Origin of the sequence: Burkholderia catarinensis (genome assembly GCF_001883705.2) — a bacterium.
Lineage (GTDB): Bacteria > Pseudomonadota > Gammaproteobacteria > Burkholderiales > Burkholderiaceae > Burkholderia > Burkholderia catarinensis.
On the sequence record NZ_MDEQ02000049.1, the window covers coordinates 1 to 21279 of the forward strand.

The 21279-nt window shown below is 69.3% G+C and carries 21 protein-coding genes and 3 pseudogenes; 11 read left to right on the top strand and 13 right to left on the bottom strand.

The window, feature by feature from the left end:
• Together BFF94_RS36330 and rpsT are read right to left on the bottom strand one after the other, a co-directional pair.
• Nucleotides 1–194: pseudogene (locus BFF94_RS36330) on the bottom strand (IS3 family transposase); the annotation flags it as partial.
• A 135-nt stretch (nucleotides 195–329) separates the two neighbouring features.
• Complete coding sequence (gene rpsT / locus BFF94_RS36335; RefSeq protein WP_047898858.1) at nucleotides 330–602, bottom strand: 30S ribosomal protein S20; 273 nt, start codon at nucleotides 600–602, stop codon at nucleotides 330–332.
• A 304-nt stretch (nucleotides 603–906) separates the two neighbouring features.
• Here rpsT and murJ point away from each other — a divergent pair, with 304 nt between their 5' ends.
• Complete coding sequence (gene murJ / locus BFF94_RS36340; RefSeq protein WP_128845470.1) at nucleotides 907–2457, top strand: murein biosynthesis integral membrane protein MurJ; 1551 nt, start codon at nucleotides 907–909, stop codon at nucleotides 2455–2457.
• Nucleotides 2458–2465: 8 nt separating this feature from the next.
• Nucleotides 2466–3308, top strand: a complete 843-nt coding sequence (locus BFF94_RS36345; protein ID WP_128845472.1) for a SirB1 family protein — start codon at nucleotides 2466–2468, stop codon at nucleotides 3306–3308.
• 66 nt (nucleotides 3309–3374) lie between these two features.
• Here BFF94_RS36345 and BFF94_RS36350 read toward each other — a convergent pair whose 3' ends face one another.
• From BFF94_RS36350 to lpxK, 5 genes are all read right to left on the bottom strand, one after another.
• Nucleotides 3375–4133, bottom strand: a complete 759-nt coding sequence (locus BFF94_RS36350) for an SDR family NAD(P)-dependent oxidoreductase (protein WP_128845474.1) — start codon at nucleotides 4131–4133, stop codon at nucleotides 3375–3377.
• 220 nt (nucleotides 4134–4353) lie between these two features.
• Nucleotides 4354–5016, bottom strand: a complete 663-nt coding sequence (gene adk, locus BFF94_RS36355; RefSeq protein ID WP_027785236.1) for an adenylate kinase — start codon at nucleotides 5014–5016, stop codon at nucleotides 4354–4356.
• 207 nt (nucleotides 5017–5223) lie between these two features.
• The gene (kdsB, locus tag BFF94_RS36360) at nucleotides 5224–6015 is read right to left on the bottom strand and encodes a 3-deoxy-manno-octulosonate cytidylyltransferase (protein WP_128845476.1); all 792 of its coding nucleotides are present in this window, start codon (nucleotides 6013–6015) and stop codon (nucleotides 5224–5226) included.
• 110 nt (nucleotides 6016–6125) lie between these two features.
• Nucleotides 6126–6320, bottom strand: a complete 195-nt coding sequence (locus tag BFF94_RS36365; protein WP_128845478.1) for a Trm112 family protein — start codon at nucleotides 6318–6320, stop codon at nucleotides 6126–6128.
• Nucleotides 6301–7329, bottom strand: coding sequence for a tetraacyldisaccharide 4'-kinase (gene lpxK, locus BFF94_RS36370; protein ID WP_219140429.1), 1029 nt, complete (start codon nucleotides 7327–7329; stop codon nucleotides 6301–6303). The genes BFF94_RS36365 and lpxK overlap by 20 nt, the downstream gene beginning before the upstream one ends.
• 450 nt (nucleotides 7330–7779) lie before the next feature.
• Here lpxK and xseA point away from each other — a divergent pair, with 450 nt between their 5' ends.
• Both xseA and sodB read left to right on the top strand, forming a co-directional pair.
• The gene (gene xseA / locus BFF94_RS36375) at nucleotides 7780–9162 is read left to right on the top strand and encodes an exodeoxyribonuclease VII large subunit (protein WP_219140430.1); all 1383 of its coding nucleotides are present in this window, start codon (nucleotides 7780–7782) and stop codon (nucleotides 9160–9162) included.
• A gap of 227 nt (nucleotides 9163–9389) precedes the next feature.
• Nucleotides 9390–9968, top strand: coding sequence for a superoxide dismutase [Fe] (gene sodB, locus BFF94_RS36380; RefSeq protein ID WP_011352986.1), 579 nt, complete (start codon nucleotides 9390–9392; stop codon nucleotides 9966–9968).
• Between the two features lie 104 nt (nucleotides 9969–10072).
• Here the strand turns inward: sodB and BFF94_RS38065 are convergent.
• Nucleotides 10073–10240: pseudogene (locus BFF94_RS38065) on the bottom strand (chromate efflux transporter); the annotation flags it as partial.
• On the bottom strand, nucleotides 10237–10944 hold the full coding sequence (locus BFF94_RS36390; RefSeq protein WP_219140431.1) for a Crp/Fnr family transcriptional regulator: 708 nt from the start codon (nucleotides 10942–10944) through the stop codon (nucleotides 10237–10239). The gene BFF94_RS36390 and the pseudogene BFF94_RS38065, both read right to left, overlap by 4 nt.
• Before the next feature lie 81 nt (nucleotides 10945–11025).
• Here BFF94_RS36390 and BFF94_RS36395 point away from each other — a divergent pair, with 81 nt between their 5' ends.
• From BFF94_RS36395 to BFF94_RS36405, 3 genes and pseudogenes are all read left to right on the top strand, one after another.
• On the top strand, nucleotides 11026–11550 hold the full coding sequence (locus BFF94_RS36395; RefSeq protein ID WP_128846626.1) for an Mpo1 family 2-hydroxy fatty acid dioxygenase: 525 nt from the start codon (nucleotides 11026–11028) through the stop codon (nucleotides 11548–11550).
• Nucleotides 11543–11825, top strand: a pseudogene (locus tag BFF94_RS36400) (2-dehydropantoate 2-reductase N-terminal domain-containing protein); the annotation flags it as partial. The gene BFF94_RS36395 and the pseudogene BFF94_RS36400, both read left to right, overlap by 8 nt.
• Before the next feature lie 166 nt (nucleotides 11826–11991).
• A complete protein-coding gene (locus BFF94_RS36405; RefSeq protein WP_128846629.1) occupies nucleotides 11992–12597 on the top strand; it encodes a class I SAM-dependent methyltransferase in 606 nt (201 codons plus the stop codon).
• A 19-nt stretch (nucleotides 12598–12616) separates the two neighbouring features.
• On the opposite strand, the gene BFF94_RS36410 is transcribed toward BFF94_RS36405, so the two are convergent.
• Together BFF94_RS36410 and mdtD are read right to left on the bottom strand one after the other, a co-directional pair.
• On the bottom strand, nucleotides 12617–13891 hold the full coding sequence (locus tag BFF94_RS36410) for an EAL domain-containing protein (RefSeq protein ID WP_219140432.1): 1275 nt from the start codon (nucleotides 13889–13891) through the stop codon (nucleotides 12617–12619).
• 179 nt (nucleotides 13892–14070) lie between these two features.
• Nucleotides 14071–15507, bottom strand: a complete 1437-nt coding sequence (gene mdtD, locus BFF94_RS36415; protein ID WP_128846634.1) for a multidrug transporter subunit MdtD — start codon at nucleotides 15505–15507, stop codon at nucleotides 14071–14073.
• Between the two features lie 224 nt (nucleotides 15508–15731).
• On the opposite strand from mdtD, the gene BFF94_RS36420 reads away from it, so the two are divergent.
• A complete protein-coding gene (locus BFF94_RS36420; RefSeq protein ID WP_219140433.1) occupies nucleotides 15732–16055 on the top strand; it encodes a DUF2917 domain-containing protein in 324 nt (107 codons plus the stop codon).
• On the opposite strand, the gene BFF94_RS36425 is transcribed toward BFF94_RS36420, so the two are convergent.
• Nucleotides 16028–17260 (bottom strand): citrate/2-methylcitrate synthase, encoded by a 1233-nt coding sequence (locus tag BFF94_RS36425; protein ID WP_219140434.1) that lies wholly within the window; start codon nucleotides 17258–17260, stop codon nucleotides 16028–16030. The two genes, BFF94_RS36420 and BFF94_RS36425, sit on opposite strands and share 28 nt — an antisense overlap.
• 141 nt (nucleotides 17261–17401) lie before the next feature.
• Between BFF94_RS36425 and BFF94_RS36430 the strand changes: the two genes are divergently transcribed.
• Nucleotides 17402–18793, top strand: coding sequence for a CoA transferase (locus BFF94_RS36430; RefSeq protein WP_219140435.1), 1392 nt, complete (start codon nucleotides 17402–17404; stop codon nucleotides 18791–18793).
• Between the two features lie 21 nt (nucleotides 18794–18814).
• On the opposite strand, the gene BFF94_RS36435 is transcribed toward BFF94_RS36430, so the two are convergent.
• Nucleotides 18815–19561, bottom strand: a complete 747-nt coding sequence (locus tag BFF94_RS36435; protein ID WP_128848224.1) for a GntR family transcriptional regulator — start codon at nucleotides 19559–19561, stop codon at nucleotides 18815–18817.
• Between the two features lie 166 nt (nucleotides 19562–19727).
• On the opposite strand from BFF94_RS36435, the gene BFF94_RS36440 reads away from it, so the two are divergent.
• Together BFF94_RS36440 and BFF94_RS36445 are read left to right on the top strand one after the other, a co-directional pair.
• A complete protein-coding gene (locus BFF94_RS36440) occupies nucleotides 19728–20573 on the top strand; it encodes an aldo/keto reductase (protein WP_128848226.1) in 846 nt (281 codons plus the stop codon).
• A gap of 78 nt (nucleotides 20574–20651) precedes the next feature.
• The coding region (locus BFF94_RS36445) for a hypothetical protein (protein ID WP_219140436.1) at nucleotides 20652–21279 on the top strand (628 nt) is incomplete at its 3' end.

Below are 21279 nucleotides of genomic sequence, written 5' to 3' on the forward strand. Positions count from 1 at the left end.
GCACGCCCGGATGGATCGGCCCAATCCTGCAAGCCGTGCTTACGTAACCATACCAGTACGGTCGAGCGTCCCTGAATTCCGTAGCGTCGCTGCGCCTCTATGTACGTCAGCTCGCCTTTTTCGACCTGCGTCACCACCGACAGCTTAAAAGCCAGACTGTAGTCCCGCTGGGTCCGCTTGATCCCTTGCTCCACTTGGCACCTCTTCGTTTCGGCGAAAAAGTGTCAACCTATTTCAGGACGGGTCACAGGCGACAAAAAAGCCCGCCTAGGCGGGCTTTTTTGCGATCGCAGGAAACAGGAACGCCCGCGCGAGCGGGCGCACCGGATTTACGCTGCTGCCTGCAGGCCCTTGACGGCTGCGGCCAGGCGGCTCTTGCTGCGAGCGGCCTTGTTCTTGTGAACGATCTTCTTGTCGGCGATCGTGTCGATCGTCTTCACGGCAGCCTTGAACAGATCGGCAGCCTTTGCGTGGTCGCCGGCTTCAACAGCCTTGCGAACCGACTTGATCGCGGTACGGAATTTCGAGCGCAGCGCCGAGTTGTGCGAGTTTGCCTTCGCGGCCTGGCGGGCGCGCTTGCGTGCTTGTGCGGAGTTAGCCATGACGGTTCCTTATCCTGTCCTGTTTCCAGAGCTTGGAGCCTGACGGCCAAGCGCTGCTTTTCGATCCGTCCCCTGAGAACGATTGCCCAGGGGCGCATAAAAAAACGGTGATTTTAACCGAGGCCGGGACATGGGAACGGCAGTTGCCGTGCATGTACGAGCCCAGAAACCGGCGATTATAGCAACAAAATCAAGCGAGTGGCAAGTTCAACGTGACGCCCGCCGGGCGGGGCGCCGGCCGCTTGCGCGCTTTTCGGCATCGGCCGCTGGCCGGGTCGCGCAACGTCCGTATAATAAGCGCCCCATGAATCTATTCCGAGCCCTGCTGACGGTCAGCGGCTTCACGCTGCTGTCGCGCGTGACCGGACTGGCCCGCGAGACGCTGATCGCACGTGCGTTCGGCGCCAGTCAATACACCGACGCGTTCTACGTCGCCTTCCGTATCCCGAACCTGCTGCGCCGCCTGTCCGCGGAAGGCGCGTTCTCGCAAGCGTTCGTGCCGATCCTCGCCGAGTTCAAGAACCAGCAGGGGCACGATGCGACGAAGGCGCTCGTCGACGCGATGTCGACCGTGCTTGCGTGGGCGCTTGCCGTGCTGTCGGTCCTCGGGATCGCCGGCGCGTCGTGGGTCGTGTTCGCGGTCGCGTCCGGCCTGCACAGCGACGGGCAGGCGTTCCCGCTCGCGGTCACGATGACGCGGATCATGTTCCCGTACATCGTGTTCATTTCGCTGACGACGCTCGCGTCCGGCGTGCTGAACACGTACAAGAACTTCTCGCTGCCCGCGTTCGCGCCGGTGCTGCTCAACGTCGCATTCATCGCCGCGGCCGTGTTCGTCGCGCCGCACCTGAAGGTGCCGGTGTTCGCGCTCGCGTGGGCCGTCATCGCGGGCGGCGTGCTGCAGTTCCTGGTGCAGCTGCCGGGCCTGAAGAAGATCGACATGGTGCCGCTGATCGGCCTCAACCCGCTGCGCGCGCTGCGTCACCCCGGCGTGAAGCGCGTGCTCGCGAAAATGGTGCCCGCGACGTTCGCGGTGTCGGTCGCGCAACTGTCGCTGATCATCAACACCAACATCGCGTCGCGGCTCGGGCAGGGCGCGGTGTCGTGGATCAACTACGCCGACCGCCTGATGGAATTCCCGACGGCGCTGCTCGGCGTCGCGCTCGGCACGATCCTGCTGCCGAGCCTGTCGAAGGCGCACGTCGACGCCGATTCGCACGAGTATTCGGCGCTGCTGGACTGGGGCTTGCGCGTCACGTTCCTGCTCGCGGCGCCGAGCGCGCTCGCGCTGTTCTTCTTCGCGACGCCGCTCACGGCAACTCTCTTCAACTACGGCAAGTTCGACGCGCATACCGTCACGATGGTCGCGCGCGCGCTCGCGACCTACGGGATCGGCCTCGTCGGCATCATCCTGATCAAGATCCTCGCGCCGGGCTTCTATGCGAAGCAGGACATCAAGACGCCCGTGAAGATCGCGATCGGCGTGCTGATCGTCACGCAGATCTCGAACTATGCGTTCGTGCCGCTGATCGGCCATGCGGGCCTTACGCTGAGCATCGGCGTCGGCGCCTGCCTGAACTCGCTGCTGCTGTTCATCGGGCTGCGCAAGCGCGGCATCTACCAGCCGTCGCCGGGCTGGCCGCGCTTCTTCGTGCAGCTCATCGGCGCGACGCTCGTGCTCGCGGGCCTGATGCACTGGTGCTCGATCAGCTTCGACTGGACCGGGATGCGCGCGCAGCCGCTCGATCGCATCGCGCTGATGGCCGCGTGCCTCGTGCTGTTCGCTGCACTATATTTCGGTATGTTGTGGGTAATGGGCTTCAAATACGCTTACTTCAGAAGGCGCGCCAAGTGACGACCGCAATGACCCGCGTCCTCGACTACTTCAGCACGCTCGTGGCGGACGACGACAGTCTGCCCGTCACGGAAGCCGCGCTGTCGCTGGCGCAGGACGCATATCCCGACCTCGACCTGCAGGGCTCGCTGGCCGAACTCGACATGCTGGCGGCGCGGCTGCGCCGGCGGCTCGCCGACGATGCGGACCTGAAGGGCCGGGTCGCCGCGCTGAACGACTTCTTCTTCCGCGAACTCGGCTTCGCGTGCAATCACAACGATTACTACGACCCCGATAACAGCCACCTGAACGCCGTGCTGAAGCGGCGGCGCGGGATCCCGATCTCGCTGTCGGTGCTGTACCTGGAACTCGCCGAGCAGATCGGCGTGCCGGCGCGCGGCGTATCGTTCCCCGGCCATTTCCTGCTGCGCGTCACGCTGCCGGACGGCGACCTGATCATCGATCCGACCAACGGCCATTCGCTGTCCGAAGCCGAGATGGTCGAGATGCTCGAGCCGTACGTCGCGCGCGCGGCCGGTGCGGTCGACAGCGCGTTGCGCGCGCTGCTGCAGCCCGCGACGAGCCGCGAGATCATCGCGCGGATGCTGCGCAACCTGAAGACGATCTATCTTCAGACGGAACGCTGGCAGCGGCTGCTCGCGGTGCAGCAGCGACTCGTGATTCTGTTGCCGGAGCAGCTCGACGAGGTGCGCGACCGCGGTTTCGCGTATGCGCGGCTCGACTACCTGCGCCCCGCGCTCGAGGATCTCGAGGAGTATCTCGGCGAGCGGCCGGATGCGGACGACGCGACCGTCGTCGAGTCGCAGGTGACCGAATTGCGGCAGCGGATGCAGCGCGACGGCGAGGATTGAGCCACGCGCCGCTGCCGGAACCCGGAATGAAAAACGCCCGCATCGCGGGCGTTTTTTCATGCGAGCTTACTTCGGCTGCATCCGGATCGCGCCGTCGAGGCGAATCACTTCGCCGTTGAGCATCGGATTCTCGACGATCTGGCGCACCAGCATCGCGTATTCGGCCGGTTTGCCGAGCCGCGGCGGGAACGGCACCATTGCGCCGAGCGCGTCCTGTACGTCCTTCGGCATGCCGAGCAGCATCGGCGTCTCGAACAGGCCGGGCGCGATCGTCATCACGCGGATACCGCTGCGCGACAGGTCGCGCGCGATCGGCAGCGTCATGCCCGCGACGCCGGCTTTCGAGGCCGCGTAAGCGGCCTGGCCGATCTGCCCGTCGAATGCGGCAACCGACGCGGTGCTGACGATCACGCCGCGCTCGCCTTCCGCGGTCGGCGCGGTGGCAGCCATCGCGGCGGCCGCAAGCCGGATCATGTTGAACGTGCCGACGAGGTTCACGTTGATCGTCTTCGCGAACACGTCGAGCGGATGCGCGCCGTCCTTGCCGACGGTCTTGGCGGCGGGCGCGATGCCCGCGCAGTTCACGAGGCCGCGCAGCGTGCCCGCGCGCGTCGCCGCTTCGACGGCCGCCTGCGCGTCGGCCTCGCTCGACACGTCGCAGCGCACGAAAATGCCGCCCAGCTCGGCCGCGAGCGCGACGCCCGCCGCCTCGTTCAGGTCGGCGAGCACGACCTCGCCGCCTGCCTGTGCGAGCATCCGGGCCGTCCCGGCGCCGAGGCCCGACGCACCGCCCGTGATCAGAAATACGTTGCCGTGAATCTCCATGACTGCCTCCTTGGGGCGGTTCCACGCAAAGCGGTTGTTCTGTGCGATGCCGGGCAATCGGTTGGTTGACAAGCAGTGCGCCGGTCGTCGGCGCGCACGCATTCGACCGATTGTACGGGGCGCCGTCGCGCGGCGGCGAGGCAAGAACGGCCGTGCGAGTCCCGGCCGGGCGAAAAAAAACCGCCCGGAGAGGGCGGCTTGCGGGTGCGCGACGCGGCGCTTACTTCAGTGCGCCAAACGCGCGCTCGCGGATTTCGTCGACGCTGCCGAGGCCCGAGATCTTGCGATACTGCGGGGCCTTCAGGCCGTTTTCCTCGCCTCGCTGCGCCCAGTCGCCGTAGTACGTGATCAGCGGCTTGGTTTGCGCTTCGTACACTTCGAGACGCTTCTTGACGGTTTCTTCCTTGTCGTCGTCGCGCTGGATCAGCGGTTCGCCCGTCACGTCGTCGTGGCCCTCGACCTTCGGCGGGTTGAACTTGACGTGGTACGTGCGGCCCGATGCCGGGTGCGTGCGGCGGCCGCTCATGCGCTCGATGATTTCCGAGAACGGGACGTCGATCTCGAGCACGTAGTCGATCGCGACGCCGGCTTCCTTCATCGCGTCAGCCTGCGCGATCGTGCGCGGGAAGCCGTCGAACAGGTAGCCGTTCGCGCAGTCGGATTCCTTCAGGCGTTCCTTGACGAGGCCGATGATCAGCGCGTCCGGCACGAGCTTGCCGGCGTCCATGTAGCCCTTCGCTTCGACGCCGAGCGGCGTGCCGGCCTTCACGGCCGCGCGCAGCATGTCGCCCGTCGAGATCTGCGGGATGCCGAACTTTTCCTTGATGAAGTTTGCCTGGGTGCCCTTTCCCGCGCCGGGCGCGCCCAACAGGATCAAACGCATGGTGATATCTCCAGTATGTAGATTCGTGTGGCGAGACGCAAAGGCGCCGGCGACGGTGTGCGCGGGGCTTGCCTGGCGCGCGGCGGACCGGTCTGATGCGGCGCGTCGGCTTTGGCGACGCGCGGCTGCCGGCAGGGCCGCGTGCGGGGTCAAGCGAGGACGCGCTGGTCGCGGACGGCTCGCACAATCGCCTGATTATGCCACGGGTTATTTTGAACCCGGCTGAAAAAGGGCCTGCACGCGGGCGAGATCGGCGGGCGTGTCGATGCCGGCTTCGGGCGCGCTCGCGGTGATCAGCACTGCGATGCGCTCGCCGTGCCAGATCGCGCGCAGTTGTTCGAGCTGCTCGGCCTGTTCGATCGGCGCCTGCGCGAGCGTCGGATAGGTACGCAGGAAACGCGCGCGATACGCATAGAGGCCGATGTGCCGGTAGACCGGGAAAGCCGGTGCTGGCATGGCCGCGACGTCGGGCCAGTGCGGTTGGTACGCGTCGCGGCTCCACGGAATCGGCGCACGCGAGAAGTACAGCGCGACGCTCTGCGCATCGAGCGCGACCTTCACGACGTTCGGGTTGAACACGTCGGCCGCGTCGTGGATCGGGTGGGCCGCCGTCGCGATCGCGCAGGCCGGATGCGCGGCCAGGTGCGACGCTACGTCGCGCACGAGCGCGGGGTCGATCAGCGGTTCGTCGCCCTGTACGTTGACGACGACGGTGTCGTCGCTCCACCCGAACGTCGCCGCGACTTCCGCGAGCCGGTCGGTGCCGGACGGATGGTCGGCACGCGTGAGCACCGCTTCGAAGCCGTGGTCGCGCGCCGCATCGAGCACGCTTTGTGCGTCGGATGCGACGAGCACCTGCTGCGCGCCCGCTTCGCGCGCGCGCTCGGCGACGCGCACGACCATCGGCTTGCCGCCGAGATCGGCGAGCGGCTTGTTCGGGAGCCGCGTCGACGCGAGCCGGGCGGGAATGACGGCGATGAAGGGTTGCGGGTGAGTCATCGGGAGCAGCGGTGAGAAGGACGGCGCGGGCGGCGCGTCTGGAGCCGGTCGCCCGGCGGGTTGGGCGGCCTGGCCGCGGATGGGCCGCGGCCAGGCCGTCGTCGGGCGGCTTAGCGGCCGGCCGGGTCGACCGGCGTGCCTTCGACGGTCTGGCGTGCTTCGTCGACGAGCATCACGGGGATGCCGTCGCGGATCGGGTAGGCGAGCTTGTCCGCGTTGCAGATCAGCTCCTGCGCGGCACGGTCATAGTGGAGCGGGCCTTTGCAGATAGGGCACACAAGGATTTCAAGCAGGCGAGTGTCCACGGAGTTTCTCCACAACGAGGGCAATGAGGCGAGGGTCGAGCGCGGCTTCGACGGGGACGACCCACAGTCGAGCGTCGCGCCAGGAAGCGCCCAATTTTACTGCATCCTTCTCGGTGATCAGGATCGCGTCGACGGCGTCGTCGACGAACGGATTGTCGGCGAACGCGTAGTGGTCGGGCAACGCGCGCGTCGCGGGCGCGAGACCGGCCGCGCGCAGCGTCGCGAAGAAGCGTTCCGGCGCGCCGATGCCGGCCGCGGCGAGCACGCGTTCGTTCGCGAATTGCGACAGCGGGCGGCGCAGCGCGGGCTGGTCGAGGTGCCACGCGGCGCCGGGCGTGAGCGCGAGCGCGTAGGTGTCGGGCCACGGCGGCAGCGTGCCGCTGTACGGATCGTTGACGAGCGTGGCGTCGCGGTGCCGCGATAGCGGCTCGCGCAGCGGCCCGGCCGGCAGCAGGAAGCCGTTGCCGCCGAGCCGGTGGTCGAACACGACGAGCTCGACCGTGCGCGCGAGGCGATAGTGCTGGAGGCCGTCGTCGCTGACGATCACGTCGACGTCCGGATGCGCGGCGCGCAACGCCCGCGCGGCCGCGACGCGATCGGGGCATACCCAGACGGGTGCGCCGGTGCGGCGCGCGATCAGCAGCGGTTCGTCGCCGGCCGCGCCTGCCCGCGACGCGGGCGTGACGGCGGTCGGCGCCTTCACGTTCGCGCCGTAGCCGCGCGACACGACGCCGGGCGTGAAGCCGGCCGCCCGCAACGCGTCGACGAGCGCGATCACGGTCGGCGTCTTGCCGGTGCCGCCGACGGTCACGTTGCCGACCACGACGACGGGCACGCCGACGTCGACCGGCTGCTTCCAGCCCTGTGCGTAAGCGGTGCGCCGCAGGGCCGCGCACAGGCCGAACACGCAAGCGAACGGCGTGAGCGCCCACGCGAGCGCGCCGCGCCGCTGCCATTCGCGTGTCAGGCGCGCTTCGAGCCGCGCGAGCGGGCCGCCGGGCGCGCTCATCGGGCCGGGCGCGGCGCGTCGTGCGCCGCGGCGTGGGACGGATTCGTCAAGGCGGATTCTCCGTTGGGCGGCGCATGCCGCGGGGTCTGCGGAAGGCGGCACTCTAGCGCGCCGCAGGCGGACGCGGCAAGCGCGACCGGCCGCCGCAGCCTGCGGGGCCGGATCGAAACACCTTGTGGATAACTCTGTGAAGAACTCCCGGTTCGATTGCGTCAAACGCCCGCCGGGTGGGCTTCGAATCGGATTGGAATAGTTTTGAAAGGTTTAAAAATATATAAAAATCAATGTGTTATCGAGAGTTGCCTGGGTTTTTCCGCAGTTTTAAAGCGTTTTAGATGGACCGTTGCCAAAGTGTGGACACCTTCCGCGCGGCGCGGCGAATGCGGCCGGCGCTGGACGCCGCGCGCGTGTCGGACTATCGTGTCGCCGCCAGCATTCATTCGACCGTCCATGTCTTCCGACTCCTCTTTTGCCGCACCCGGCGCGACCCGCGGCGGTGACGAAGTGATTCCCGTTTCGGCGCTCAACCGCGCGATTTCGACGATGCTCGAGCGCTCGTTTCCGCTGCTGTGGATTTCGGGCGAAGTGTCGAATTTCACGCGCGCCGCGAGCGGCCACTGGTATTTCTCGATCAAGGACCAGCAGGCGCAAATGCGCTGCGTGATGTTCCGCGGCCGTGCGCAATACGCGGAATTCACGCCGCGCGAAGGCGACCGGATCGAGGTGCGCGCGGTCGTCACGATGTACGAGCCGCGCGGCGAAGTGCAGCTCAACGTCGAGGCCGTACGGCGCACCGGGCAGGGGCGCCTGTACGAGGCGTTCCTGCGGCTGAAGGCGCAGCTCGAGGGCGAGGGGCTCTTCGCGCCCGAGCGCAAGCGGCCGTTGCCGGCCCATCCGCGCGCGATCGGCATCGTCACGTCGCTGCAGGCCGCCGCGCTGCGCGACGTGCTGACCACGCTCGCACGCCGCGCGCCGCACATCCCGGTGATCGTCTATCCGGCGCCCGTGCAGGGCGCCGGTTCCGCCGAAAAGCTCGTCGCGGCAGTCGGGGCCGCGAACGCGCGGCGCGAGGTCGACGTGCTGCTGGTCTGCCGCGGCGGCGGCTCGATCGAGGATCTGTGGTCGTTCAACGACGAAGCGCTGGCGCGCGCGATCGCGGCGAGCGAGCTGCCGGTCGTCAGCGGCGTCGGGCACGAAACCGATTTCACGATCGCGGATTTCGCGGCCGACGTGCGCGCGCCGACGCCGACCGGCGCGGCCGAGCTTGCGAGCCCGCAGCGTGCGCTGCTGCTGCGCGAGGTCGGCGACCGCCAGCGGGCGCTCGCGCGCGGCATGGAACGCAGGCTCGAACAGCGCGCGCAGCAGCTCGACTGGCTCGCGCGCCGGCTCGTGAGCCCGGCCGAGCGGCTGCAGCGGCAGCGCACGCACGTCGAGCAGCTCGCGGTGCGGCTGGCGTCGGCGGCGTCGCGGCCCGTGCGCGACGCACGCGCGCGTTTCGCGCTCGCGCAGCTGCGCTGGCAGCGCGCGCGGCCCGATGCGTCACAGGCGCGCCAGGCGCTCGCGGGGCTGTCGCAACGTCTCGCGGTTGCGTTGCAGCGCCGTCACGAACGCGACACGGCACGTGTGTCAGCCTGTGCCGCGCGGCTCGAGGTGCTGAGCCCGAAGCGCACGCTCGAGCGCGGCTATGCGGCGCTGATCGATGCGCAGACGGGCCGCGCGGTGCGCGCGCCGAACGCGCTGAAGCCGCAGCGGCGCCTGACCGTGCATCTCGCCGAAGGCTCGGCCGACGTGTCGCTCGCCGACGTGCAGCCGCGGCTGACCGATACGATCTGACGTAACCGGCGCAAGCGGAACGAAGCTTGCTGCAACGGCCGCATCGTGTACGGGAACGGATGCTGCGCATAGTCGGGCTCGTCCTGCCGGACGTTGCGCAAACATCGCTTTTCCGCATACCGCGGATAAATGGCCCGTGAGTTTGCGGGGTTATTCGTCCTCGCCTACAATCGGACGCTCGGCAGCATCCAACACAGCCCCCCTACATACTCAACGAAGGAATCGCCATGGCTCATACGCTCCCGCCGCTCCCGTACGCTGAAGACGCACTCGCGCCGACCATCTCGCTCGAGACGATCCAGTACCACTACGGCAAGCACCACCAGGCTTATGTGACGAACCTGAACAATCTGATCCCGGGCACGGAATTCGAAAACCTGTCGCTGGAAGAGATCGTGAAGAAGTCGTCGGGCGGCATCTTCAACAACGCCGCGCAAATCTGGAACCACACGTTCTTCTGGAACAGCCTGTCGCCGAACGGCGGCGGCGCACCGACGGGCGCGCTGGGCGACGCGATCAACGCGAAGTGGGGTTCGTACGACGCGTTCAAGGAAGCGTTCACGAAGGCTGCAGTCGGCACGTTCGGCTCGGGCTGGGCATGGCTCGTGAAGAAGGCCGACGGTTCGCTCGACATCGTGTCGACGAGCAACGCCGCGACGCCGCTGACGACCGCCGACAAGGCACTGCTGACGATCGACGTGTGGGAACACGCGTACTACATCGACTACCGCAACGCGCGTCCGAAGTTCGTCGAAGCGTTCTGGAACATCGTGAACTGGGACTTCGCAGCGAAGAACTTCGCGTAAGTCCGGCGCCTGCGCGCCGCCACGGCGCGCGGCACCAAGAAAGAAGCCCTCGTTTCGAGGGCTTTTTGTTTTTTGTCTCGCCGGACAGTGCCGCGTTTGCCGGATCAGGCGGACATGCCGAGCACCCGGCCGAGCGCCGCACTCGCGATCACGACGGCCCACGGCGGCATGCGCCAGAACACCAGTGCGACGAATGCGACGAGCGCGGCGGCCAGGTCACGCGGCGCGACGATCGTATCGGTCCAGACCGGGTGATAAAGCGCGGCGTTCAGTGCGTGCCGTCGTGCAGCCCGCTCGCGCGGCGCAATGCGTCGAGGTCCACCAGCTCGATCTCGCCGACATGCAGCCGCACGACGCCGTCGGCCTGCAGCGCCTTCAGCAACTGGTTGGTGGTCTGCCGCGTCAGCGACAGCATCGACGCGAGCGTTTCCTGCGACAGCCGGATGTGCGTGCGCCCGGCGCTGATGCCGCCGTAGCCGTCGGCGATCATCAGCAGGCGGGCGGCGAGCCGCTGCGCGGCCGGCATCACGCTCATCGATTCGACGGTCAGGAAGCTCAGGCGCAGCTTTTGTGCCATCAGCAGCGCGAATTGCCGCCAGTATTGCGGCGTCGCATCAAGGATCGCGAGCAGCGCGGCCTGCGGGACGTGCAGCAGCAGCGTGTCGTCGAGCGCGATCGCGTCGTGCGTGCGCGGCTGGCCGTCGAACAGCGCGATCTCGCCGAACCACGTGACGGGCTCGGCCACCGTCAGCAGCGCTTCCTTGCCGTGCGGGTCGACCGCACCTATCGTGAGTGAACCGGCCAGTACCGCGTACAGCCCGCACGGCGGGTCGCCGCGCCGGAACAGCGCGTGGTCGGCCGGCAGGCGGCGCAGTGCCGCGCGGGCGAGCAGGTCCGCGCGCAATGCGGGCGGCAGCGCGGCGAACCACGGGTTCGCTTCGATCTGCGGCAGGTACGGGGCGAGCGAAGAAGGCATGGGCACGCGATGTCGGGTAGCTGACAGAGGTTCTCGGGCGTGACGCGCATCATAGCGCTCGATAACCGATCAGGAGACGCGATGAAGACGCTCGAAGACCATCTTTCCCAGTATGCGGCCTACCATCGCGACGCGCGCAACATCGCGACGCATCTGGTCGGTATCCCGATGATCGTGTTCGCGGTCGAGGTGCTGCTGTCGCGGCCGGCGCTCGGGATGCTGGCCGGCATCGCGCTGTCGCCGGCGCTGCTGCTCGCCGTCGCGTTCGCGGTGTTCTACCTGCGTCTCGACCTGCGGTTCGGGATCGTGATGACCGCGCTGTTCGCGCTCGGCCTGTGGGCCGCGCAGGCGCTCGCGTTGCTGCCTGCCGCGCAATGGCTCGCGATCGGCATCGGCGCGTTCGTCGTCGGCTGGATCGTGCAGTTCGTCGGGCACTGGTTCGAAGGGCGCAAGCCCGCGTTTGTCGACGATCTGGTCGGCCTGATGATCGGGCCGCTGTTCGTCGTCGCCGAGGTCGCGTTCTTCGCGGGGCTGCGCGGCGACGTGCGCCGCGAAGTCGAGCGGCGGGCCGGCCCCGTGCATGGCGGCGCGCATTCGCATGTCTGATGCGCCGGTCCGCGTGTTCGGCGCGGGCGCCGTCGGCTGCTATCTCGGCGGTCGGCTCGCGGCTCGGTGCGCACGTGACGCTGGTCGGCCGTGCGCGGATCGGTGACACGATTCATCTGCACGGGCTCACGCTGACCGACCAGCGCGGCTATCGCGCGTCGCTCGCACCGGCCGATGTGGCGTTCGCGACCGATCCGGCCGCCGCGGCCGCTGCACGGCTCGTGCTCGTCGCGGCGAAGTCGGCGGCGACGCGTGACGCCGCGGCGCGTCCGGCCTGGCGTGGCGATGCGCTGTGGGCCGAGCTGACCGCGCAGGCGCCGCACGCGGGCGACGTGCGGGCCGCATAGGGCGACGCGCAACCCGTTGCGTGCGACGCCGCATAGGTCGCGCAACGGCTAAGATGCGGGGTGCGTCATACGACGCCTATGCGGAGCAATCGCCATGGTGGATCGCCCGACTCTCGACGCCTACGATGCCCATGCCGCGCAATATGCGCAGGACTGGCTCGACCAGGCCGTGCCCGACGACATGTACGCGTTGCTCGAACAGCATTTCTCGCCGGGGCCGACCGCGGACGTCGGCTGCGGAGCCGGGCGCGATACGGCCTGGCTCGCCTCGCGCGGGTTCGACGTGCGCGGCTACGACGCGAGCGCCGCGCTACTCGACGAGGCGCGGCGGCACCATCCGGACCTGACCTTCGAGCTGGCCGCGCTGCCGGCGCTGGCCGGCGTGCCGTCCGGCGCGTTTCGCAACGTGCTGTGCGAAACGGTCGTCATGCACCTCGAGCAGGCAGACGCGGCGGCCGCCGCCGCACGGCTGGCCGATCTGCTGATGCCGGGCGGCACGCTGTACCTGAGCTGGCGGGTGGCCGGAAACGGCACGTTGCGCGACGAGCGCGGCCGCCTCTATACGTCGCTCGACTCGGCGCGGATGCATGCGGCGCTCGGCGCCGGCGTGCAGGTGGTCGACGAACACGAGGTCGTCAGCGCATCGTCCGGCAAGCGTGTACACCGTCTGATCGTGCGCAAGGCGGCCGGCGCCGCGTGACGGCGGCGCGCCGCCACGCTCATTCGCGGTTGAGCGCCGCTTCCCAGTTGATGTCGACGCAGAGCACCTGCATGCCGGTCGCGGCGGGCGCGGCGACCGACGCGGTCACGCACAGGTGCGCCTCGTTGATCGACAGGTAGGGCGCCGTCAGATGCACGCGGCCCGGCGAGCGCATCGCGTCGATGAAGTACGGGCGGCGCTCCCAGCTCGCGCCTTCGGAATGCAGCAGCGGGCGGAAGCGCTTGGCGCGCTGCGATACGCTGCCGCGTGCGAGCACGTTGTCGCCGATCTGGCGCCCCGACGCGTCGAGCAGGAAGCAGCGCGCGGTCTCGGGCAGCCCGAGCACGGCCGCGGCCGCGTCGGTGAGCGGCTCGTTCGCGCCGAGCTTCCGGCTCGCTTCCTCGAGTGCGGCGACGTACGGCGCGAGCCGTTCCGCCTGCTTGCGCTCGCGTTGCGCGACGCGCAGCCTCAACGCGGCCGACAGCGTATCCATGCAGCCCGCGGCGGCCTGCGGCTGCACGGGTTCGACGCTCGGTCCCGCGAAATACTGGCCCTGTACGAAATCGACGTTGCATTCGAGCGCGATCAGCGCGTCGCGCTCGGTCGCGAGGCCGCCCATCAGCACGAGCTGGCCGGATTCGTGCAGCAGCGACACGAGCCCCGGCAGCACGCGTTCGAGATGCGAGTGCTCGCTCGCCTGAGCGAGGATGCCGCGGTCGAGCGTGACGATGTCGGGATGCAGGTGCCACACGCGGTCGATGTTCGAATGCTTCGCGCCGAACCCGACGAGCGCGATCAGGAAGCCGGCCTTGCGCAGCCCGTCGACGATCGCCGCGTAGCGCGGCGTCTCGCCGCCCGCCTGTTCGGGCACCTCCAGCACGACGCGGTGCGGCGGCAGCCCGAGCGCCTTCAGGTTCGCGAGCATTGCGTCGCCGTAGACGGTGTCCATCAGCGCGGCCGGATGCAGGCTCAGGAAGAGCCATTCGTCGTGACTGTCGAACGCGTGGAAGTTGCCGAGATGCAGCGATTCGGCGAGCCGGCCGAGCTCGAGTAGGTCGCCGCGCCGCGCCGCCTGCGTGAACACCTCGTGCGACGCCACCTGGCGGCTTCCCTCGTCGTGCGCGCGCAGCGATGCGTGATAGCCGATCGCGCGGCGGTGCGACACGGAGAAAACGGGCTGGAACACGCTGAACACGGTGTAGCCGCCGTACAGCACGGTGCGCCGGTTCCCGTCGTCGCCGGCGACGGGGCGGGGCGGCTGAAAGCCGGGGGGATCGATTTCGATCATGCTCATGATGTCGGCCGAAGGAAGACTGCCAGTTTACCTAGAGAATAGGCGAGCAAGAAGCGTGCACGGCATCGTACCGCGTGCGGCGGCACGTCGCGCCCAACATGCGGGGCGTGGCGGGCACATGGCAGGGCCGCGCTGCACCGAAATGGTGCGCGTCGACCCGGTTCGGCGCGCGCCGGGCGTCACGCGCGCTCGGACGGGTCGGTCTTGCGTGCGGTGCTGCGGATCTCGGGCGCGAGCTGCGCGAAGATCCACGCGGACGCGGCCGTGATGATCCCGACGCAGATGAATGTCGCATGGAACGCGGGCAGCGTGTTGCTCGGCGTCACGGTGCGCAGCATGCCGGTGAACGTCGCGAGCAGTGCGCCCGCGACCGTGACGCCGAGGCTCATCGACAGCATCTGCACGAGCGAGAACAGGCTGTTGCCGCTGCTCGCGCCGCCCGTGCCGAGATCCTTCAGCGTCAGCGTGTTCATCGCGGTGAACTGCATCGAATTGAAGCCGCCGAACAGCGCGAGATGCACGACCTTCACCCAGACGGGCACCGTGTCGTGCATCAGCGCGAAGCTCGCCATCATCACGCCGACCATGATCGTGTTCGCGAGCAGCACCTTGCGGTAGCCGTGCCGCGTGATCAGGCGCGTGATGATCCGCTTCGAGAACATCCCGGCCGCCGCCACCGGCAGCATCATCAGCCCGGCCTCGAACGCCGAGTAGCCGAGGCTCACCTGCAGCAGCAGCGGGATCAGGTACGGCATCGCGCCGCTGCCGATCCGCGCGAACAGGTTGCCGAGCAGCCCGACGCTGAACGTGTGGATCCTGAACAGCTCGAGCGAGAAGATCGGTTGCGGCGCGCGCACCGCATACAGCCCGTATGCGACGAAGCACGCGAGGCTCAGGATCAGCAGCACGAGCACGGCCGCGTGCTGCATCCCGAGATCGGCGAGCCCGTCGAGCGACAGCGAGATCGCGACCATGCCGATCGTCAGCAGCAGATAGCCCTTCAGGTCGAAGCGGCCGACGGCCGGGTCGCGCGAATCGGGCATCGAATAGAAGGTCGCGACGCAGCCCGCGACGCCGACCGGCACGTTGATCAGGAAGATCCAGTGCCACGACGCGATCTTCACGAGCCAGCCGCCGAGGGTCGGCCCGATCAGCGGGCCGATCAGGCCGGGAATCGCGACGAACGACAGGGCGGACAGGTAGCGCTCGGCCGGGAACGTGCGCAGCACCGCGAGCCGCCCGACCGGCAGCAGCATCGCGCCGCCGACCCCCTGCACGACGCGGAATGCGACGAGCTGCTGCAACGTATGCGCGTTCGCGCACAGCAGCGAGCCGAGCGAGAACACCAGGATCGCGCTGAAGAACACGCGCCGCGTGCCGAACGTATCGGCGAGCCAGCCCGACACGGGGATCATCACCGCCATCGTCAGCGAGTACGCGATCACGACCGACTGCATCCGCAGCGGCGATTCGCCGAGGCTCGCGGCCATCGACGGCAGCGCCGTGTTGACGATCGTCGCATCGAGCGTTTGCATGAAGAAGCCCGTCGCAACGAGCCAGAGCATCACGGTGAGGTTCTTTTCGCCGGGAGCGGCGGCAGGCGGGTGCTGGAACATGAAGGCTGGGCAGTGGCGCGGGACAGCCGACATTGTAGGGAAAGCCGCCGTGCCGTGCCGGTTCGGCGCGGGGGCGATGCGAAGTCCGGCCGGCGGGTGCCCGTCCCCGTCCCCGTCGGTTGACCAGTACAGTTCAGCCGAAAGTGTCTGTCACCGTATCTGTCCGTGTGCTGCCACTGTCCGAAATACTGGTGCTATCGAACCCGTGCGACCAGGAGGCTGCCATGCGCGAACTGAGACTCTACGTGATCGACGGCGACGAGCCGGCGGGACGGTGGCGGATCGTCGATCGCACTGCACTGCAGGTGGCCGACGGCGAAGTATGGGTGACGATCGAGGGCCGGCCCGACGATCACTGGCTCGGCACCGGCGATTCACTGACGTTCATGCCCGGCATGCGCGTGTGGGTCAGCGCGGGGCCGCACGGCGCGACGTTCGCGTTCGGTCCGCTCGCGGCCCCGGCCATGCGCGTCGCGCACGCGTGGTGGCGGCCGCTCGTCGCGTGGCGCGACGGCCGGCGTCATGCGGCTGCGTCGCTGCCGACGTAGCGCGCCCGGGGCCGGATCAGTTTCCCGTCCGCGTATTGTTCGAGCGCATGCGCGATCCAGCCGGCCGTGCGGCCGGCCGCGAACAGCGTGAACGCCGCGCCGTCCGGCAGCGCGAGCGTGCGCTCCAGCACCGCGAGCGCGAAATCGATCGCCGGCCGCAGGCCCGTCGCCGCTTCGACGCGCGCGGCGAGCGTGCGCGCCGCATGCAGCGCCGGGCGGTCGGGCGCCGCGGCGTGCAGCGCATCGAGCAGCGCCAGCGCGCGCGGGTCGCCGTCGGGATAGAGCGGGTGCGCGAAGCCGGATAGTGCCGTGCGGGCGCCGTCCGCCCGTTCGTCGTGCGCAAGCCGCAGCGCGAGGTAGCGATCGAGGTCGGCGGCGCGGGCCGCTTCGTCGAGCAGCGTGCCCGCGCGAAAGGTCTCGCCGCCGTGGCGCGGCCCCGACAGCGCAGCGAGCCCGCCCGCGATCGCGCCGAACAGGTGGGTGCCGGTCGACGCGATGCAGCGCACCGCAAAGGTCGACGGATTCAGTTCGTGATCGGCGCACAGCACGAGCGCGCGGCGCAGCAGGTCGGCTTCGTCGCGCCGTCGCACGCGCCACGCGGCAGCGAGCTGCCGGTGCACGGGCGCATCGCCCGGCGCGATGCCGGCGAGCGCGGCCGTCGCGACGCGCAGCAGCAGCGTGGCCGAATCGAGCTGCGCGTCGCGCCCCTGCGCCCACAGGCGCGGCAGCGACGCGGCTGCGGCAGGCAGCAGCACCAGCGTGCGCTCGAGCGGCGCGAGATGCGCCCAGCGGCGCGCCCAGTCGTCCCACTGCGCGGCGTCGAAACCGGTCGACGCGAGCGACGCGTCGGCAAGCCGCGCGGGCGGACAGTCCCACAGCCTCGCGGCCGTCTCTTCGAGTGTCGCGTCGTCGGCAAGCGCGATCGCATCGGCGCCGCGGTAGCGCAGGCGGCCGTCGGCGATCTGCGTGATTCGCGATTCGAGCACCGGCACGCCCCAGTCGAGCGAACGCTCGGCGACGCCGCCCGAGCGTTTCGCGTCGGCGCGGCGGCGTGCGAGCAGGCGCACCTCGTCCGCGTCGTAGCAGCGGCGCTTGGTCGCGCCGTCGGGCAGCGAGCGCAGCAGGCCACGGCTCACGTACGCATAGAGGGTGCTCACGCTGACACCGAGGATGCCCGCGGCTTCCTGCGCGCTGAAGGATGTCATGCCGATCGCTCCTGTCGGGGCGCATGAAGCGCGGCCCCGCTACAACTATTCGTTATGTATTGATTTGCGCAATCAAGATTGATCGTGCGTGTCGCGAATTCTAGACTCGATTTCGTCTCCTCTTACCACGCCTATCTCACCATGACCCCCGAACTCGCATTGACGCATCTGTGGCAACTCGCACACGGCGACCCCGACGCGCTGGCCCGCGCGACCGTGACGGGGCAGGACCCGACGCTGCCGTCGACGTTCCGGATCGGCACGCTCGCTGCGGCGACGATCGCCGCAGCCGGGCTCGCGGCGGCCGAATGCCACCGGCTTCGCACGGGCGCCGCGCAATCCGTCGACGTGTCGGTGCGCGACGCGCTCGTCGCGTTCCGCAGCGAACGCTATCTGCGCGTGGACGACGGCCCGCCGCCGGAGTTGCGTCATCCGGTGACGGGCTTCTTCGAGACGGGCGACGGGCGCTGGATTCAACTGCACGCGAACTTCCCGCATCACCTGCACGGGATCCTCGACGTGCTCGGTTGCGGCCCGCAGCCGGCCGACGTCGCCGCGGCGATCCGGACGTGGGACGGCGCGGCGCTCGATACCGCGCTGGCCGAGGCCGGTCTGTGCGCGGCGTTGATCAGAATGCCTGACGAATGGGCGGCGCACGAACAGGCGCGCGCGATCGCGTCGCTGCCGCTGTTCGAGATCGAGCGGATCGGCGACGCGCCGGTCGAGCCGATCGGCCGCGGCGAGGCCGGCCCGCCGCTCGCCGGCGTGCGCGTGCTCGATCTCACGCGCATCATCGCGGGGCCGGTCGCGGGCCGCACGCTGGCGTCGCACGGCGCGCAGACGCTGCTCGTCAACGGCCCGCACCTGCCGAACATCGCGCCGCTCGTGATCGACAACGGGCGCGGCAAGCGTTCGACGTGGATCGACCTGCGCGACGCGGCGGGCGTCGATACGCTGCACGCGCTCGCGCGCGACGCGGATGTGTTCCTGCAGTCGTACCGGCCCGGCGCGCTTGCGGCGCGCGGCTTCGCGCCGCAGACGCTGGCGGAGTTGCGGCCCGGCATCGTGTGCGTGTCGGTGTCCGCGTACGGGCATGCGGGGCCGTGGGCGGCGCGGCGCGGCTTTGACAGCCTCGTGCAGTCGGCGAGCGGGATCGCATGGCAGGAGCAGCAGGCCGCGCACGCGCACGAGCCGCGCCATCTGCCGTGCCAGGCGCTCGATCATGCGACGGGTTATCTCGCGGCGTTCGGCGCGATGGTCGCGCTCGCGCGCCGGGCGCGCGAAGGGGGGAGCTGGCACGTGCGGCTGTCGCTCGCGCAGACGGGGCGCTGGCTGCAGTCGTTCGGCGTCGTGCCGGACGGCCTGCAGGCGCCCGATCTCGCGGCCGCCGACGTGCGCGACCGGATCGAGCGCATCGCGTCGCCGTTCGGCATGCTCGACACCGTGCGGCCGGCCGAGCGGTTGTCGGCGACGCCGCCGTCGTTCGCTCGCCCGCCCGTGCCGCTCGGCACCGACGATGCGCGCTGGCAGTGAGCGCCGGCGGCGCGGCTGGCGTTACTTGCGCAGCTCGACGACGAAGTCGTAGTAGTCGTTGCGGCAGTAGGTATCGGTCAGTTCGATCGCGCGCTGGTCTGACGTATAGCCGATCCGCGTGATCAGCAGCAGCGCGTCGTGCGGCGCGATGCCCATCTGTTCGGCGATCTCGTCGGTCGCGTTGACCGCGCGGAAATGCTGCAGCGCGCGCACGATCGGCGTGCCGCGCGCTTCGAGATAGCTGTACAGCGAGCCGCCGATCGCCTCCGGATCGGGAATCAGCGTCGCGGGGAACGTCGAGTTCTCGACGGCCATCACGATGCCGTCGGCCAGGCGCAGGCGCTTCAGGCGCGTGACCGATGCGGCCGGCGACAGCCCGAGCTGGATCACCTCGTCGCGGTTCGCGGGCTGGATCTCGCGCGCGAGCCATTGCGAGCTCGGCTTGAAGCCGCGGCGCTCGAGCATTTCGCTGAAGCTCGACAGCCGCGACAGCGGATCCTCGTAGCGCAACTGGATGAAGTTGCCCGCGCCCTGCGTGCGGCGGATCAAGCCCTGCTCGACGAGCAGCGCGATCGCCTTGCGCGCGGTGATGCGCGACACGCCGAGCGCGTCGGACAGCACGCGCTCCGAAGGCAGTGCTTCACCGGCCGTCCAGCGGTTGTCGTGGATCGCGTCGCCGAGCTTGCGGGCGAGTTGCAGGTAGAGCGGCGTGTCGTTGTCGGGGTCGGGGCGCAAGTCCTGCCAGCGGTCGTCCGTGGGTGCCTTCATGGAATAGGTATCGATCAGGTTGCGGCCATTCTAAGTCATCATGCGGCACCGTTATAGCCGGTTTTTGCCGTGCAATAGGCCGCGGGCGCGCCGATTGACTACACTGACGCGACGTATTCCATGGCTGGGCCGCGGTGCGCGGCCACGAATCCGCAACGAGGAACGCATGACAGACACGATCGCCAAGGTCGTCCTGCCGGACGGCGAGACCATTCCTAAGCTCGGCCAGGGCACCTGGGAAATGGGCGAGCGGCCGGCCCGCCGCGCGGACGAGATCGCCGCGCTGCGCGAAGGCGTCGAACTCGGGATGACGCTGGTCGACACGGCCGAGATGTACGGCGAAGGCGCGACCGAGGAACTCGTCGGCGAGGCGCTCGCGGGCCTGCGTGAAGAAGTGTTCCTCGTCAGCAAGGTCTACCCGCACCACGCGAGCCGGCGCGGCGTCGTCGCCGCGTGCGACGCGAGCCTCAAGCGCCTGCGTACCGATCGCCTCGACCTGTACCTGCTGCACTGGCGCGGCTCGGTGCCGCTCGAGGAGACGGTCGAAGGCTTCGAAGCGTTGCGGCGCGCGGGCAAGATCCGTCACTGGGGCGTGAGCAACTTCGATACGGCCGACATGGCCGAGCTCGTCGACGAAGCGGGCGGCGGTGCGTGCGCGACCAACCAGATCCTCTACAACATCTCGCGGCGCGGCCCGGAATTCGACCTGCTGCCGTGGCTCGCCGACCGCCGGATGCCCGCGATGGCCTACAGCCCGGTCGATCACGGGCGGCTGCCGAAGCGCTCGCCGCTCGACGAGATCGCGCGGCTGCGCGGCGTGTCGGTGATGCGCGTCGCGCTGGCATGGGTGCTCGCGCGGCCGGGTGTATTCGCGATCCCGAAGGCGTCGCGGATCGAACACGTGCGCGACAACCGTGCCGCGCTCGATTTCGTGTTGAGCGCTGACGAGCGCGCGCAGCTGGACGCGTATTTCCGTCCGCCACGCAGCAAGCGCGCGCTCGAGATGCTCTGACCGCACCCGGCCAGGCAACGCTTCGGGTCAGTGGTTGCCTCCGGACGATCCGCCGTTGCCGTTGCCGCTGCCGCTGCCGTGGCCATTGCCGACACCGTTGGCACCGCCATTCCCGGCGCCTCCACTGCCGTTGCCGTTACCATTGCCGCCGCCATTGCCGTGGCCGCCGTTGCCATTGCCACTGGCACCGGCACCGGCACCGTTGCCGTTACCGCCACCGTTGCCCGCGCCGCCACTGCCATTGCCGTGGCCGCTACCATTGCCGTGACCACCGCCGTCACCGTCACCATGGCCGCCACCGGTGCCGTGGCTACCGCCACCGTCGCCATGGCCGCTACCAGTGCCGTGACCGCCGCCGTCACCGTCGCCATGGCCGCCACCGGTGCCGTGGCTACCGCCACCGTCGCCATGGCCGCTACCAGTGCCGTGACCGCCGCCGTCACCGTCGCCATGGCCGCCACCGGTGCCGTGGCTACCGCCACCGTCGCCATGGCCGCTACCAGTGCCGTGACCACCGCCGTCACCGTCACCATGGCCGCCACCGTTGCCGTGGCTACCGCCACCGTCGCCATGGCCGCTACCAGTGCCGTGACCGCCGCCGTCACCGTCGCCATGGCCGCCACCGGTGCCGTGGCTACCGCCACCGTCGCCATGGCCGCTACCAGTGCCGTGACCACCGCCGTCACCGTCGCCATGGCCGCCACCG

Coding starts and splice junctions, on each gene's coding strand:
- rpsT (WP_047898858.1), bottom strand. CDS start 602: ATGGCTAACTCCGCACAAGCACGCAAGCGCGCCCGCCAGGCCGCGAAG.
- murJ (WP_128845470.1), top strand. CDS start 907: ATGAATCTATTCCGAGCCCTGCTGACGGTCAGCGGCTTCACGCTGCTG.
- BFF94_RS36345 (WP_128845472.1), top strand. CDS start 2,466: ATGACCCGCGTCCTCGACTACTTCAGCACGCTCGTGGCGGACGACGAC.
- BFF94_RS36350 (WP_128845474.1), bottom strand. CDS start 4,133: ATGGAGATTCACGGCAACGTATTTCTGATCACGGGCGGTGCGTCGGGC.
- adk (WP_027785236.1), bottom strand. CDS start 5,016: ATGCGTTTGATCCTGTTGGGCGCGCCCGGCGCGGGAAAGGGCACCCAG.
- kdsB (WP_128845476.1), bottom strand. CDS start 6,015: ATGACTCACCCGCAACCCTTCATCGCCGTCATTCCCGCCCGGCTCGCG.
- lpxK (WP_219140429.1), bottom strand. CDS start 7,329: ATGAGCGCGCCCGGCGGCCCGCTCGCGCGGCTCGAAGCGCGCCTGACA.
- xseA (WP_219140430.1), top strand. CDS start 7,780: ATGTCTTCCGACTCCTCTTTTGCCGCACCCGGCGCGACCCGCGGCGGT.
- sodB (WP_011352986.1), top strand. CDS start 9,390: ATGGCTCATACGCTCCCGCCGCTCCCGTACGCTGAAGACGCACTCGCG.
- BFF94_RS36390 (WP_219140431.1), bottom strand. CDS start 10,944: ATGCCTTCTTCGCTCGCCCCGTACCTGCCGCAGATCGAAGCGAACCCG.
- BFF94_RS36395 (WP_128846626.1), top strand. CDS start 11,026: ATGAAGACGCTCGAAGACCATCTTTCCCAGTATGCGGCCTACCATCGC.
- BFF94_RS36405 (WP_128846629.1), top strand. CDS start 11,992: ATGGTGGATCGCCCGACTCTCGACGCCTACGATGCCCATGCCGCGCAA.
- BFF94_RS36410 (WP_219140432.1), bottom strand. CDS start 13,891: ATGAGCATGATCGAAATCGATCCCCCCGGCTTTCAGCCGCCCCGCCCC.
- mdtD (WP_128846634.1), bottom strand. CDS start 15,507: ATGTTCCAGCACCCGCCTGCCGCCGCTCCCGGCGAAAAGAACCTCACC.
- BFF94_RS36420 (WP_219140433.1), top strand. CDS start 15,732: ATGCGCGAACTGAGACTCTACGTGATCGACGGCGACGAGCCGGCGGGA.
- BFF94_RS36425 (WP_219140434.1), bottom strand. CDS start 17,260: ATGACATCCTTCAGCGCGCAGGAAGCCGCGGGCATCCTCGGTGTCAGC.
- BFF94_RS36430 (WP_219140435.1), top strand. CDS start 17,402: ATGACCCCCGAACTCGCATTGACGCATCTGTGGCAACTCGCACACGGC.
- BFF94_RS36435 (WP_128848224.1), bottom strand. CDS start 19,561: ATGAAGGCACCCACGGACGACCGCTGGCAGGACTTGCGCCCCGACCCC.
- BFF94_RS36440 (WP_128848226.1), top strand. CDS start 19,728: ATGACAGACACGATCGCCAAGGTCGTCCTGCCGGACGGCGAGACCATT.